Genomic DNA, 13,534 nt, shown 5'->3' with positions numbered 1-13,534 from the left:
CACGGAGCTAGACCAGGCGGGCCAGCAACCGGTCGACCTCGGCCTCCGGGTCGGCGGTCAACCCCGTGTGCACCGGCCCGGCCTGGACGACGGTCGAGCGGGGCGCGGTCAGCCACCGGAACCGCTCACCGGGCGACAGCACGCCCGCCGGGCCCTCCCCCGCCACGACCCGCGGCCAGGCCCGGACGGCCGTCGCCACCTCGTCGACGTCGAGCTCGGAGTACAGGGTCGACAGCCGCTCGACGTCGAGCGCGAGCCGCATCGTCAGCACCACGGCGTGCCGGCAGTAGAGGAGCACGCCGACGTTGACGCACTCGCCGCGGTCGATGCGCGGCACCACCCGCAGCGGGGCCCATTCATACGTGTTCTTCACTGTCGCGGTCACGGTGCCCACGACCGCTCCGCCATCCGCGCCAGCAGGTGCTCCACGTAGGCCTCCCGGGCCGCACCCGCCGTCGAGAAGTCGGCGTCGAAGCCCCCGACGAGCCAGTCGTCGGGCACCTCGGCGACCACCTCGTCCAGCATCGACCGCGTCACCAGCGCGGACAGCTCCTGATCGGCACGAGCCCGCGCACCCGCCGTCGTGAAGGGCAGGAGCACGTGGTCGGACGCGTCGTAGGCGCGACCGACCACCGCGGCCGCACGCGCCCACGAGTGGTGGAAGTACAGGCAGGCGCCGTGGTCGATGCACCAGAGGTCGCGGTGCCAGCGGAGCAGATTGGGGTTGCGCCAGGAACGGTCGACGTTCTCGACGAACGCGTCGAACCACAGCACCCGCGCCGCCTCGTCGGCGGCGACGGTGTGCGCGACGGGGTCGAAGCCCAGTGCGCCGGGCAGGAAGTCCATGCCGAGGTTGTCGCCGCCGGAGCGCGCGAGCAGTTCCTGGACCTCCCAGTCCGGCTCGGACTGCGCCACCACCGGGTCGAGCTCCACCACGACGAGCTCGGGCACCCGCAGGCCGAGCCGCCGGCCGATCCCGCCCGCGACCACCTCGGCGACGAGGGCCTTCACGCCCTGCCCGGCGCCGGTGAACTTGACGACGTAGGTGCCGAGGTCGTCCGCCTCGACCAGGCCGGGCAGCGAGCCTCCCTCGCGCAGCGGGGTCACGTACCGGGTCGCGACGACCTGCCTCACCCGAGATCCAGGGCGTACCAGACCTGCGCGTACGGGTTCGCGTTGTACGCGTCGACCTCCACGAACCCGGCCCGCTCGTAGAGTGTGCGGGCCTCGACGAGGTCGGCCCGCGTGTCGAGGAGGACCCGCGCCCGGCCGGCCTCACGGGCCCGGCGCAGCAGGTCGTCGAGGAGGGTCTTCCCGACGCCGAGCCCGCGCGCCTCGGGGGCGGTCCACATCCGCTTGATCTCGGCCGCGTCGGCGGGCACGTCCGGGCCGGCGAACCGCAGGCCGGCGCAGCCGAGGACCGTGCCCTCCGCGGCACGGGCGAGCACGAACACCCCGTCGGGCGGCACCAGCCCGCCGTGCGGGCTCGCGGCGACGAAGGCGTCGATCTCGTCGTCGGTCGCGGGCCGTCCCTCCATCCGGCCGAGCACGTCGCCGACGTAGCCGCGCAGCGCGCCGAGGCCGGGCTCGACGTCGGGCCGGGTCTCGTGGAGCGTGATCGTCGGGACGGTCATGCGCCCATTGTCGCGCCTGCGGAGTTCCCGTCGACGAGCTGGACCACCACGCCGTCGGGGCCGAGGGTCTCCGAACGCGCGCTCGCCCCCTCCCCGCCCGCCCGGATCGACGAAGACGACGATGTGGCTTTCCTGCAGCTGGATGACAGCAACGACGCTGTGCTGCCACGGGAGCCGGGGAGGAGTCAGACGGTGTAGCCCGGGCTGGACAGCATCTCGACCATGACGGCGCTGATCCGCTCGATGTCCTGCGGGCGCAGGCCGAACATGGCGAAGTGTCCGGCCGGGGTGTCGATGACCCGCAGCTCACCGTGCGGGAGGTGGCCGGCCTCGTTCTCGCAGTCCTCGACGGGGAAGAAGTTGTCCCCGCCGAACGGCACCACGAAGAAATGCGCGGTGATCTTGCCCAGCGCCGCCTCGAGCGACCCGCCCCCGTGCGGCGAGATGTCCCCGGCCCACCACTTGTTCGCCTGGGTGACCAGGTTGTTGGGGTCCATCGGGGCGAAGTAGCCGCGGATGAAGCTCTGCCGGAAGTCGTTCGCCGAGGCGAAGCCCAGCCCGCGCCAGTGCTCGCCGCGGTACCACTCGTGAGTGAAGCCCTCGAGCGAGAACGCGATCGCGTGGCGGGTCAGGCCGAGGCGCACGTCCGCGGCGTCGGAGTAGAAGCCGTCGGCGAACGCCGGGTCGGACTTGAGCAGCTCCATGTGCAGGTCGATGAAGACCTGGTTGTGCACCGGGGTCCTCGCGGTCCCGGCAAAGGCCGCCGCGCGCGGCACCATGTCGGGGAAGCGCACCGCCCACTCGTAGGTCTGCTGCGCGCCCATCGACCAGCCCAGCACCGCGTGCAGCTGCTCGACCCCGAAGTGCTCGGTCACCAGCTTGTACTGGGCCAGCACGTCGTCGGCGATCGAGACGAACGGGAACTGGCCGCGGTCGAACGGCGGCGGGGTGTTCGACGGCGAGCTCGACATCCCACCCCCGAGCTGCCCCGGGCACACCACGAAGTACCTGTCGGTGTCGACCGGCTTCCCCGGCCCGATGTAGTCGTCGAGCGAGGACGGGGTGCCGGAGTACATGTGCGGGAAGAGGACGAGGTTGTCCTTGTTCGCGTTGAGCGTGCCGTGCGTGCGGAAGGCCAGCTGCGCGCCCGGCAGCGTGTAGCCCGACCGCAGGACGTACCCGCCCAGGTCGAAGTACTCGTGCTCGCCCTGCTGGGCGTGCGAGTAGTAGCCCTGCCGGTCCGTGCCCGTCATGTCAGACCTCCGCGCCGAGTCGATCTTCCGACGCGGGAGCCTACGGCGACCTGGGTCACATCGTCAGCACGTGGACGGCGTTCCGCGCCCCGGAGGCCGGTTGGGTGCGACCGACGGCGTCGGTGGCCCGCGCGGTGATCCTGCGACCGGTCCCGACCAGCGCGCGGAACCCCTGCCAGGCCCGGCCCCGGGCCGGCTCGAGCTCGGTCCGGACGGGCGCGCCGTCCACCGTCACGACCACCCGCGTCACCGGCACGGAGCTCCAGGCCCAGCCGTGGGCCATCCCCTGCCGCACGCCGACGACGACCGAGGTGACGTCGAGGTCCCGGACCGGCACCGACCGGCCGTCCGGACCCGGACGCAGGTACAGCTCGGTGGTGAAGAGGTGCTCCGGCCGGTGGTCGGCGAGCGTGAGCTCGGTCAACCACTTCACCGAGTTGGTGCCGAAGAACCCGGGCACCACGAGCCGCAGCGGGCCGCCCCGCTCGGTGGGCAGCCGGGTGTCGTTGCAGGCGTAGGCCACGAGCGCGCGGTCGGCGACGGCGTCGAGCGGCAGGTCCTTGAGGTAGTCCGGGCTGGTCCGGCCGCCGAACTCGCCGTGGTCGGCGCCGCGGGCCCAGACCGACGTCGCGCCCGGCTGCACCCCCGCCAGGTCGAGCACGTCGCGCAGGCGCGCGCCGGTCCACACGAGGTTCGCCGCCCGACGCACCCACTCCCCCGGCGCGAGCGGGTTGCCGAAGCACTCGTGCACCGACTCGACCCGCCGCTGCGGCAGCGCCCGGACGTCGTCCGGCGAGAGTGTCACCGCGCGATCGACCAGCCCGTCGACGACGACGGGTCGATCGGCTCGGGGTGCCGGGAGGCCGAAGTGGGCGATGACGAACGCGTCCCCGAGCGGGGTGACCCGGCTCGTCAGGCGCTCGGGCGGGACGAGTCGACGGACGGCTCCGACCGTGTCCATCCGCGCCTGCACGGCCCGGACCCTACGGCGCCGCCGGCCAGCGCACCTCGATCCGCGCGCCGCCCTCGGGTGACCGGGCGGCACGCACCGACCCGCCCCGGCTCTCGACGAGCCGCGCCACGAGGGCCAGGCCCAGCCCCGAACCGGGCGTCCCGCCCGTGGCGTCGAGCCGGGTGAAGCGGTCGAAGACCCGCGCGCGCTCGTCGTCGGGAATGCCGGGACCGTCGTCGTCCACCAGCAGGCGGGCGTGGCCACCGGCGGGGACGACGGAGACGTGGACGACGGTCCGCGCGTGCCGCCGGGCGTTGGTGAGCAGGTTGTCGAGGACGAGCCCGATCTCGGCGGGGGTCGCCGACGCGGCCGCCGGGACCGGCGCCCAGACCGTGATCACCGGGCCCTCCGGTTGCCGGGCCACGGCCTCGGCGGCCGCCTCACCCAGGTCGACCGGCACCGCAGGCGGGAGCCGCCCGCCGTCCGCCCGGGCGAGGGCGAGCAGGTCGGTGACCAGCGACGACAACCGCTCCGCGTCCTTCGCGACGGCGGCCCACGCCTCCGTGTCCTCCCCCTCGCGCGGGTGCGCGACCGCCACCTCCGCCTGGGCGCGCACCGAGGCGATGGGCGAGCGGAGCTCGTGGGCGGCGTCGTCGGCGAAGCGGCGGACGGTCGAGACCGCGTCGTCGCGCCGGGCCAGCAGGGCGTTCAGCTCCTCGGCGAGCGCGGCGACCTCGTCGTGCGACGGCGGGACGGGCAGCCGCTCCCCCTCCCCGACCTGCGACGCCGCACTCCGCAGGCGGGCCACGGGGCGGAGCGCCGCCCCGGCCGCGAACCACGCGGCGGCGGCCAGCGCGACCGCCGCCACCACGACGCCGGGCACGAACCAGAATGCCGCGTCGCCGAGCAGGGACACGGCGCCGACGAGGTCGCGCGAGGCGAGCACCAGGCGCGGTGTGCCGTCGGGCAGCGTGACCGGCACGGCCACCCAGCGACGCGGCTCGGTGCCCGGCCCCGCGACCGTCACCGGTTCGCCGCTCGCGAGCGCGCGCACCACCGGCTCCGCCAGCGGGAGCGGACCCCGCCCGTCCGCCGGCGCCCCCGCCACGTCGGTCACCCGCAGCGGTGGCGGGAGCGGCTCGGAGTTCCGGACGGCGGGTGCGGCGGCCACCGCCCGCTCGCGCAGCTCCCCGTCGCCGGCCGCGACGACCGCCGACAGCAGCAACCCCGCGCCCAACCGCGCCAGCGCGCCGAGCACCACGAGCGCCACCACGCCGACGACCAGCGCGATCCGGGTCCGCGTGGTCCGGCGGGCCCACCAGGCGCCGAGGCCCCGCCGTTCCGAGCGAAGGGCCCCCTCGCTCGATCTACCGGCCGAAGGGCGCCCCTCGCCAGCGGGGCCATGTTCCGAGCGACGGGCCCCCTCGCTCGATCTATCCGACCGACGGTGCCCTTCGCTCGGATCGGGGTCGTTCACGACGGCGGGTCGAGCCGGTACCCGCGTCCGCGCTCGGTGACGACGAGCCCGTCCGCACCGACGGCCGTGAGCTTGCGGCGCAGGTAGCCGACGTACACCTCGACGACGTTGCGGGCGGCCGCCCCGTCGCCCCACACCGCAGCCAGGAGCTCGTCCTTCGTCACCGTCGTCCCGGGGCGACCGGCGAGGTGGCGCAGCACCGCGAGTTCCCGGGCGGACAGGCCGATCTCCGCGCCGGCCCAGGTCGCGGCCTCACCGTCGACCGTCAGCGCCCCGACCACCATCCGCGGCGCCGAGGGCGTCCGGCGCCGGAGCAGGGCCCGGAGCTGGGCGACGAGCACGACGAACGAGAACGGCTTGACGACGTACCCGTCGGCGCCCAGGTCGAGCCCGTCGGCCTGGTCGACCTCGCCGTCCTTCGCCGAGAGCAGCAGCACGGGCGTCTCGACCCCGTCGGCGCGCAGCTGCTCGAGGACCCGGTAGCCCGACAGCCCGGGCAGGATGATGTCGAGGACCACCGCGTCGAAGGTGCCGGTCGACGCCTCGGCCAGGCCCGCCGGCCCGTCGCCCACGGCGACGACGTCCATGCCCTCGGCCCCCAGCCCGCGCACGAGCGCCGCGCGCACGCCGGGCTCGTCGTCGACCACCAGCACGCGGGGCACGCCGCCGACGGTAGTCCCGCGCGACTGTGGTGGTCTCAGGTCGGGGAGACGGCCGACCGTGATCGCCGCTTCGCGAGCGACACGCGCACGGTCTGCCGCGACACGCTCACGGAAGTCCCGACCGGGGCGGCCCCGCCCGACGCTGTGACCGTCTCAGGTCCACCGCCGCAGGATGGTGTCCATGAGGCGCAGATGGTTCGGGGCAGCGGGAGCGGTGGTGGCGGCCGGGGCCGTCGTCGCCGGGGTGGTGGGGATCGGGACCGCGTCGGCGCAGCCGCAGCTCCCGCCGGTCAGCCCGGAGGACCTCGTCGCCTCCGTCATGACCGCGCAGCCCGGGCCGTTCAACGGCACCGTCGGGATCGACAACGAGCTCGGCCTGCCGGCGCTGCCCGGCGCGCCCCAGCTCGGGAACGGCGAGCAGTCCGCCCGCGTGTGGTCCGGGGGCGACGGCAAGGGTCGCGTCGCTCTGCCCTCCGGGGACGGCGAGAAGACGCTGGTCTCCGACGGCACCACCCGCTGGGCCTACGACGCCACCGACCGCACCGCCACCCGCTCCACGGGCGGCGCGCCGGAGCAGAAGGACCCGCAGACCGACCCGGCCGGTGCCTCCGCCCAGATCATCGGCGAGCTCCGCAAGACCAGCCAGGTCGCCGTCGACGGGACCGCCGAGGTCGCCGGGCGCTCGGCGTACACGCTGGTGCTGACGCCGCAGCCCACCGAGCGCACGGTGCTGCGCGAGGTCCGGGTCGCGGTCGACGCCGAGAAGCGCATCCCGCTGCAGCTCACGGTCCTCACGACCGGGTCGGCCACGCCGGCCCTGCAGATCGGGTTCGACGACGTCACCTTCGGCCCGCAGGACCCGTCGCTGTTCACCTTCACCCCGCCGCCCGGCACCACGGTGAAGGACGCCCCGGCGCGGCCGCAGGGCGCGCCCGACCGTCAGGGACCGCCCGCCGGCACGACGAGCGTCGGGGACGGCTGGGACCGCGTCGTGGTGTTCCAGCGGCCCGCCCCGCAGCAGGGTCAGCAGGCCCCGCAGGGCGCCCCCGATCTGAGCGCGCTCGGGACGCCGGTGACCGGACCGTTCGGTAGCGGCCGCGCCATCACGACCGCGGTCGGCACGGCGATCGTCACCGACGACGGGCGCGTCGCCGTCGGCGCGGTGCCGGAGCCGGTCGTGGCCGAGGCCCTGGGTACTCGATGACCGTGACCCGGGAGTCCCTGCAGACCCGCACCGACCCGCCGTCGGGAACCGCACTCGAGCCCGCCGCCCGGCTGCGCGACCTGCGGAAGACCTACGGATCGGTGACGGCGGTCGACGGCGTCGACCTCGACCTGCCGGCGGGGGCGGTCGTCGGGCTCCTGGGCCCGAACGGCTCGGGCAAGACGACGCTGATCCGGATGCTGCTCGGCCTCACCGCGCCGACGGCGGGTCGGGTCGAGCTGCTCGGCCACGACGGCACGCAGCTCGAGCGGGCCCTTCCCGACGTCGGGGCCCTCGTCGAGGGCCCCGGGTTCCACCCCTTCCTCTCGGGGCGGGACAACCTGCTCCGGGCCGCGGCCTGCGAGCCGCGGCTCGACGGTGACCTGCGGGCGCCGGTGGACGCGGCGCTGGAGCGGGTCGGGCTCACCGAGGCGGCCCGCCGGCGCTACCGGGGCTACTCGCTCGGCATGAAGCAGCGCCTCGGGCTGGCGGCGGCGCTGCTCGTGCCGCGTCGGCTCGTGGTGCTCGACGAGCCGACCAACGGGCTCGACCCGGCCGGCACCCGCGACGTCCGACGGGTGATCGCCGAGCTGCACGAGGCCGGGACGACGGTACTGCTGTCCTCACACCTGCTCGCCGAGGTCGAGGCGGTGTGCACGCACGTGGCGGTGCTGGCGCGGGGGTCGCTGCTGGTCTCGGGCGAGCTCGCGACGCTGCTGGCCTCCGACGGCGAGCTGGCGGTCACCGTCGACGATCCCGCCCGCGGCCTGGCCGCCCTGCGCGCGGTCGGGTTCGCGGCCTACCTGCGCGACGACGCCCTGGCGGTCGCCGACGTCGAGCCGCCGGCGGTGGTCGCGGCGCTGGTGCACGCCGGGATCGGCGTGTGGGAGGTGTCCCGACGACGGGCCCACCTCGAGGAGCTCTTCGCCCGGCTGACCGAGGAGGACGCGTGACGGCGACGACCGGGACGAGCGCAGCGACGGGGAGAGCGCCGGAACGGACCCACGCGCCGCTCGGACGGGTGGTGGGCGCCGAGATCCGGTGGGTGCTCCGCCGCCCGCGCACGCTCGTCGTGCTCGGGCTGCTGGCGTTGATCCCGGTGGCCGTGGCGATCGGGATCGCCGTGGCCGGCCGGGGTGGTCGCGGGCTGATCGCCCAGGTGGCCGGCAACGGGTTCGTGCTGCCGGTGGTGGCGCTCGGGCTGGCGCTGACCCTGCTGCTCCCCCTCGCGGTCGCGTCCGCCGCGGCCGACGCGGTGGCCGGCGAGGCGGGGTCGGGCACGTTGCGCGGGCTGCTCGTGGCGCCCGTGGGCCGGGCCCGCTTCGTCGTCATGAAGGCGGCCGGGGTCATCACGGTGGCCGTGCTCGCCGTGGCGATCATCGCGGTCGTCGGGATGATCGCCGGGACGCTGGTCGTCGGCGGTCCGGGATCGCTCATCACGCTGTCCGGGACCACCCTGGGCTTCGGGGAGGCCCTGGGCCGGATCGCGCTGGTCGCGGTGTGGACGATCGGGCAGCTGCTCGCCGTCGGGGCGGTGGCGCTGGCCATCTCGACGTTCACCGAGCACCCGCTGGTCGTCCTGGCCTGTGTCCTGGGCGGCCTGATCGTGTTCGGGGTGCTCGGTGCGATCCCGTCGCTGGACTGGCTCCAGCCCCTGCTGCTCACCTCCGGTTTCACCGCCGGGACCGACGTCCTGCGCGACCCGCTGCCGCTCGACGGGCTGGCGTCGTCGTCGCTGCGCGCGCTGGTCTACGTGGTGCTGGGCGTGGGCGTGACGTTCTGGCGGATGGCGCGTCGGGACGGCTGAGCTCCCGCCGCGGCCGCCACCGCCTCGGCGTGGAAGCCGCGGGCGATGGGCTCGAGGGCCTCGAAGGCGCCGGGCGGGGTGCCGGGCAGCGCACGCCCGGCGTCCCGGACGCGCCCGAGGACGGCGTCCGCGGCGGTGTCGGCCTCGGCCGTGAGCCGCGGCAGGTCGACGCCGGTCAGCACCCCGTCGCGCTTCACGACGCGGCCGTCCACCAGCACGGTCGCGACGTCCGCGGCCGTAGTCTGGAAGACCAGGGTCGCGTACGGGTCGATCCGCGGGTGCTGCTCGAGCGCGCCCCCGCCGACCAGCTGCAGGTCGGCCCGCTTGCCCGGCGTCAGTGACCCGATCCGGTCGCCGAGCCCCAGGGCGTCGGCGGCGTTCACCGTCGTCCAGGTGAGCGCCTCCCGCGCGAGCGTGGTCACCCGCTCCGGCATCGCGCCCGCCAGGTTGACCGCCTCGGTCGCCTCCCACCGCGTGAACCCGAGCGCGAAGCGCATCGCGTGCCAGAGGTCGCCGGAGTTGAGCGAGATGACGTCGGCGGACAGCGTCGGGGCCACGCCGTGGCGGCGGCACCGCTCGAACACCGGCCGGCCCATGCCCATGTTCAGCTCGGTCTCCACCGAGATCGACACCTTGCCACCGCTGCGCACGACCGCGTCCCACTCCGCGTCGCCGAGCGTGTTGCAGTGCACGTGCACCATGTCGGGGCCGAGCAGCCCGAGCGCGTCCAGCTCGGTGATGCCCTCGGTGAGCACGCTGCCCCAGACGCAGCCGGTGTGGTTGACGATGAGCGCCCGGCGCTCGCGGGCGGCGGCGAGCTCGGCGACGGTCCGGTCGAACGGCAGCCCGAACAGCTCCGAGAGCGACACCCCGAGGGTGAGCAGCCCGTCCCCGGTCGGGAAGTACTCGTCCGCGATGCGGTGGAAGTCGGCCAGTCGCGCCGCGTGCTCCCCGAACCGTGACGCCTCCGGCGAGCTCTCGAAGAAGCCATAGCAGAAGGCCGCGCGGATGCCGGCGTCGCGCAGGCCGAGCACGGCCCCGTCGCTGTGGTCGGGGGTGTTGTTGCAGTGCGAGAAGTCGAGGAGCGTCGTCACGCCCGCATTGAGCGCGTCCAGCCCGCCGAGCCGGTTGCCGAGCCGGACGTCGTCGGCGGTGAAGGCCGGCGAGATCGCCAGCCGGATGCCGAAGTAGTAGTCGCCCAGCGTCCAGTCGCCGCAGATGCCGCGGGCCAGCGACTGCCACGTGTGCCGGTGGGTGTCGATCAGCCCCGGCAGGACCAGGTGCCCCCGCGCGTCGATCACCTCGGCGTCGACGTCCCCCAGGGACGGCGCGACGGCCGCGATCACCCCGTCCTCGACGAGGACGTCGCCGCTCTCCAGGTCGCCGAGCGCGGGATCCATCGTCAGGACGTGGCCGCCGCGGATCAGGGTGCGTGCCATGGTGTGCCTCCTCGTGGCCGGGTCGTGGCCAGCATGGGGAGCACCCGCCCTGCGAACATGTCCCGTTCCGGTTCAGATCGAGGAGTCCCGACGGCGGGTCCGCGCCGTAGCATCGCGCGACGGCCCCCTGGTGCACGGCGAGGTGGTGGGACATGGACGTCCGGGCGCTGCGGTACGCGGTGACGCTCGCGGACACCCTGCACTTCGGTCGCGCCGCGCAGCTCCACTTCATCGCCGCGCAGCCCTTCGGGCGCCGCATCCAGGCCCTCGAACGCGAGCTCGGCACGCCGTTGTTCGCCCGCACCAGCCGCCGGGTCGCCCTGACCCCGGCCGGCGAGCGGTTCCTCCCCCGGGCCCGCCGGCTCCTGGCCGAGCTCGACGACCTCGTCGACCGGGTCGACGCGCCGCGCGAGGTCCCCGGGGTCCTGCGGATCGGTGTGCTCGGTTTCGGGTTGGCGGACCTCTGGCCCGACGTCCGGGATCTCGTCGAGGCCCGGTGCCCCGACCTGGTCCTCGACACCGTCGAGCTCACCTGGGCCGACCAGTACGACGCCGTCCGGACGGGCGAGGTCGACGTCGCCCTCGTCCACGACGTCGGCGGCGCGGACGACCTGACGACCGACCGGGTGCTCGTCACCGACCGCGTCGCGGTCGTCCCCGTCCGCTCCGACCTCGCGGCGGCACCCCGGCTGACCGGCGCCGACGTCGACGGGCGACGCCTGGTCTCCCCCGTCGGGGCGTTCGCCGGCCTCGCCGAGTGGGGCGAGCGGGCCGGGGCGCGGGGACGGGTCACGGTGCGCTCGCCCGCGGGGGTCGCGACCGCGGTGGCGACGACCGGCCGGCTCGGCCTGCACGCGGAGCCCGCCCGACGGTTCTTCCCGCACCCGGGGGTCCGCTACGTCCCGATGGACGGCCCACCGGCGACGGTCTCGGTCGCGAGCCGCCCGGGCGACCACCACGATGCAGTGACGGTCTTCCGGGCGGCCGCACGGGCCGTCGCACGCCTGGACCGCAACCGGACCGGGACATGATCGGCGGGGGCGCCCGGAGCACGCTGGTGGTCGACGAGAGGAGCGTGGATGCGCTGGAGCAGCTGGTCGGAGGCCGACGGCACCGTCCGGACGGGAATCTGGCAGGGCGAGGCCCTGCATCCCGTCCCCGGCACCGCCTCGTTGGTCGACCTGCTGGGTGACGACGGGTCGCGCCTGCGCGCCGCCGCGGCGGACGCGGCGGGCGGTCCGGCCGTCGATGCCGCCTCGGTGACGCTGCTGCCGCCGGTGCCGCGCCCGCCGTCGGTCCGCGACTTCATGGCCTTCGAGGAGCACGTGGTGACGGCCAGCGCGGCGATCGGGCTGACGGTCGACCCCCTCTGGTACCGCCAGCCGGTCTTCTACTTCACCAACCCGGCGGCGCTGCGCGGCGCGTACGAGCCCGTCCCCGTCTCCCCCGGCAGCGCCGCGTTCGACTACGAGCTCGAGGTCGCGGCGGTGATCGGCCGTGAGGGCTCGGACCTCGATCCCGACGAGGCCGTGGACCACATCGCGGGCTACGTGCTGTTCTGCGACTGGAGTGCCCGGGACCTGCAGGGCGAGGAGATGAAGCTCAACCTCGGTCCGGCGAAGGGCAAGGACTCGGCGTCGAGCTGCGGGCCCTGGATGCTCACGCCCGACGAGCTCCCGGCCACCGCCGCGATGAGCGCCACCGTCAACGGCACGCCCTACAGCGCGGGCCGCCTCGACGCCCTGTACTGGTCCTTCGGCGAGATGATCGCCTACGCCTCCCGCGGCACGCGGGTCGTCCCGGGTGACCTCATCGGCAGCGGCACCGTCGGCACCGGCTGCATCCTCGAGCTCTCCCGGGTGCACGGCGCCGACGCCTACCCCTACCTCACCCCTGGCGACCGGGTCCGGCTCGAGGTCGACGGCCTCGGCGCCGTCGACGCCCCGATCGTCGCGGGCGCCCCCGTCGTCCCCCTCCGGAAGGAAACCGCCCGGTGAGCGCGCACGCCCACGACATCACCGTCCCCGCCCCGCCGCGGCTCGAGGAGGTCTCGGACGGCATCCACGCCTACATCCAGCCCGACGGCACCTGGTGGATCAACAACACCGGCTTCGCGGTCGGTCCGCAGGGCGTCGTCGCCGTCGACTCGTGCTCCACGGAGCGGCGCACCCGCGCTTTCGTCGACGCCATCGCGTCGGTGACCTCCGCCCCGGTCCGGACCCTGGTGAACACCCACCACCACGGCGACCACACCTGGGGCAACGCCCTCTTCGACACCGCGACGATCGTCGCCCACGAACGGGCCCGCGAGGAGATGATCGCGTTCGGGCCGCCGCGGGAGCTGCCGTTCTGGGAGAACCCGGAGTGGGGCTCGCTGCCCCTGGACCCGCCGTTCCTCACCTTCAGCGACCGCGTGACGCTGCACGTGGGCGACCTCGCGGCCGAGGTCCGGCACGTGGGCACCGCGGCCCACACCACGAACGACTCGATCGTCTGGTTCCCCGAGCGGTCCACCCTGTTCTGCGGCGACCTCGTCTTCAACGGCGGGACCCCGTTCCTGCTCATGGGGTCGGTGACGGGCGCCGTCGACGTGCTGGAGAACGTCATCGCCCCGCTCGGCGCGACGACGACGGTCCCCGGTCACGGCCCGGTCTTCCACGACCGGGCCCCGCTCGACGCCACGCTCGACTACCTGCGGTTCGTCCTCGACGTGGCGCAGCGCGGGCGCGCGGCCGGGGTGACGCCGCTGGCGGCCGCGCAGGACACCGACCTCGGCCGGTTCGCCGAGTGGCCGGACGCCGAGCGCATCGTCGGGAACCTGCACCGGGCGTACGCCGAGCTCGACGGGCTCCCCCGGGGTGGCGCGATCGACGTCATGGCTGCCCTGGGCGACATGGTCACCTACAACGGCGGGCGGCCGCTCACCTGCCTGGCGTGACGCCGGCGAGGTGAACGAGCGGCCCTCTCGTAGCCTCTAGGTGTCGTGACCCGAGACGTTGTGTGCGGCGGCGTGTCGGGTTGATCGAGGAGGGCCTCCGAGGCGAGGTGGGTGTGTCTGACGCATCCAGCTCGACCACCGGAGGCCCTCGGTGTCGCACCGTAATGC

At 74.8% G+C, this 13,534-nt stretch carries 14 protein-coding genes; 6 read left to right on the top strand and 8 right to left on the bottom strand.

All coding sequences use genetic code 11. The features are described 5' to 3' along the window. Positions 1-7 precede the first annotated feature (7 nt). The 7 genes from QSK00_RS20570 to QSK00_RS20540 form a co-directional block, all read right to left on the bottom strand. On the bottom strand, positions 8-394 hold the full coding sequence (locus tag QSK00_RS20570; RefSeq protein ID WP_285593571.1) for a DUF3037 domain-containing protein: 387 nt from the start codon (positions 392-394) through the stop codon (positions 8-10). Then, positions 382-1,134, bottom strand: coding sequence for a HipA family kinase (locus QSK00_RS20565; protein ID WP_285593569.1), 753 nt, complete (start codon positions 1,132-1,134; stop codon positions 382-384). Before QSK00_RS20565 ends, QSK00_RS20570 begins: the two co-directional genes overlap by 13 nt. Beyond that, positions 1,131-1,634, bottom strand: a complete 504-nt coding sequence (locus tag QSK00_RS20560; RefSeq protein ID WP_285593567.1) for a GNAT family N-acetyltransferase — start codon at positions 1,632-1,634, stop codon at positions 1,131-1,133. Before QSK00_RS20560 ends, QSK00_RS20565 begins: the two co-directional genes overlap by 4 nt. A gap of 185 nt (positions 1,635-1,819) precedes the next feature. Beyond that, on the bottom strand, positions 1,820-2,887 hold the full coding sequence (locus QSK00_RS20555) for an alpha/beta fold hydrolase (protein ID WP_285593566.1): 1,068 nt from the start codon (positions 2,885-2,887) through the stop codon (positions 1,820-1,822). Between the two features lie 55 nt (positions 2,888-2,942). After that, positions 2,943-3,860 carry a molybdopterin-dependent oxidoreductase gene (locus QSK00_RS20550; protein WP_285593564.1) on the bottom strand — a complete coding sequence of 306 codons (918 nt, stop codon included), beginning with the start codon at positions 3,858-3,860 and terminating at the stop codon, positions 2,943-2,945. 10 nt (positions 3,861-3,870) lie between these two features. After that, positions 3,871-5,112, bottom strand: coding sequence for a sensor histidine kinase (locus tag QSK00_RS20545; RefSeq protein WP_285593563.1), 1,242 nt, complete (start codon positions 5,110-5,112; stop codon positions 3,871-3,873). 200 nt (positions 5,113-5,312) lie between these two features. Beyond that, positions 5,313-5,969 (bottom strand): response regulator transcription factor, encoded by a 657-nt coding sequence (locus QSK00_RS20540; RefSeq protein ID WP_285593961.1) that lies wholly within the window; start codon positions 5,967-5,969, stop codon positions 5,313-5,315. Positions 5,970-6,159: 190 nt separating this feature from the next. On the opposite strand from QSK00_RS20540, the gene QSK00_RS20535 reads away from it, so the two are divergent. The 3 genes from QSK00_RS20535 to QSK00_RS20525 are packed head-to-tail and all read left to right on the top strand — an operon-like array spanning position 6,160 to position 8,989. After that, positions 6,160-7,182: a LolA family protein gene (locus tag QSK00_RS20535; protein WP_285593562.1), complete on the top strand. Its 1,023-nt coding sequence runs from the start codon at positions 6,160-6,162 to the stop codon at positions 7,180-7,182. Beyond that, positions 7,179-8,135, top strand: a complete 957-nt coding sequence (locus QSK00_RS20530) for an ABC transporter ATP-binding protein (protein WP_285593561.1) — start codon at positions 7,179-7,181, stop codon at positions 8,133-8,135. The genes QSK00_RS20535 and QSK00_RS20530 overlap by 4 nt, the downstream gene beginning before the upstream one ends. Then, on the top strand, positions 8,132-8,989 hold the full coding sequence (locus tag QSK00_RS20525; protein ID WP_285593559.1) for an ABC transporter permease subunit: 858 nt from the start codon (positions 8,132-8,134) through the stop codon (positions 8,987-8,989). The genes QSK00_RS20530 and QSK00_RS20525 overlap by 4 nt, the downstream gene beginning before the upstream one ends. Here QSK00_RS20525 and QSK00_RS20520 read toward each other — a convergent pair. Beyond that, positions 8,932-10,428, bottom strand: coding sequence for an amidohydrolase family protein (locus QSK00_RS20520; protein ID WP_285593557.1), 1,497 nt, complete (start codon positions 10,426-10,428; stop codon positions 8,932-8,934). The two genes, QSK00_RS20525 and QSK00_RS20520, sit on opposite strands and share 58 nt — an antisense overlap. A gap of 152 nt (positions 10,429-10,580) precedes the next feature. On the opposite strand from QSK00_RS20520, the gene QSK00_RS20515 reads away from it, so the two are divergent. Genes QSK00_RS20515 through QSK00_RS20505 form a run of 3 tightly spaced genes read left to right on the top strand, consistent with a single transcriptional unit; the run spans position 10,581 to position 13,366 of the window. After that, positions 10,581-11,459 (top strand): LysR family transcriptional regulator, encoded by an 879-nt coding sequence (locus tag QSK00_RS20515; protein ID WP_285593555.1) that lies wholly within the window; start codon positions 10,581-10,583, stop codon positions 11,457-11,459. A 48-nt stretch (positions 11,460-11,507) separates the two neighbouring features. Further along, positions 11,508-12,425: a fumarylacetoacetate hydrolase family protein gene (locus QSK00_RS20510; protein WP_285593553.1), complete on the top strand. Its 918-nt coding sequence runs from the start codon at positions 11,508-11,510 to the stop codon at positions 12,423-12,425. Beyond that, positions 12,422-13,366, top strand: coding sequence for an MBL fold metallo-hydrolase (locus QSK00_RS20505; RefSeq protein WP_285593551.1), 945 nt, complete (start codon positions 12,422-12,424; stop codon positions 13,364-13,366). Before QSK00_RS20510 ends, QSK00_RS20505 begins: the two co-directional genes overlap by 4 nt. Positions 13,367-13,534 lie beyond the last annotated feature (168 nt).

This window comes from Actinomycetospora sp. NBRC 106378 (genome assembly GCF_030269685.1).
In the GTDB taxonomy this organism is placed as follows: Bacteria; Actinomycetota; Actinomycetes; order Mycobacteriales; family Pseudonocardiaceae; genus Actinomycetospora.
The sequence above is the reverse complement of the archived record's forward strand: the minus strand, read 5'-3'. Positions and strand labels throughout refer to the sequence as shown.

Bases quoted from the DNA above. Each gene is read 5' to 3' on its own strand.
- QSK00_RS20560 (WP_285593567.1), bottom strand. From the start codon at position 1,634: ATGACCGTCCCGACGATCACGCTCCACGAGACCCGGCCCGACGTCGAG.
- QSK00_RS20555 (WP_285593566.1), bottom strand. From the start codon at position 2,887: ATGACGGGCACGGACCGGCAGGGCTACTACTCGCACGCCCAGCAGGGC.
- QSK00_RS20535 (WP_285593562.1), top strand. From the start codon at position 6,160: ATGAGGCGCAGATGGTTCGGGGCAGCGGGAGCGGTGGTGGCGGCCGGG.
- QSK00_RS20530 (WP_285593561.1), top strand. From the start codon at position 7,179: ATGACCGTGACCCGGGAGTCCCTGCAGACCCGCACCGACCCGCCGTCG.
- QSK00_RS20520 (WP_285593557.1), bottom strand. From the start codon at position 10,428: ATGGCACGCACCCTGATCCGCGGCGGCCACGTCCTGACGATGGATCCC.
- QSK00_RS20515 (WP_285593555.1), top strand. From the start codon at position 10,581: ATGGACGTCCGGGCGCTGCGGTACGCGGTGACGCTCGCGGACACCCTG.
- QSK00_RS20510 (WP_285593553.1), top strand. From the start codon at position 11,508: ATGCGCTGGAGCAGCTGGTCGGAGGCCGACGGCACCGTCCGGACGGGA.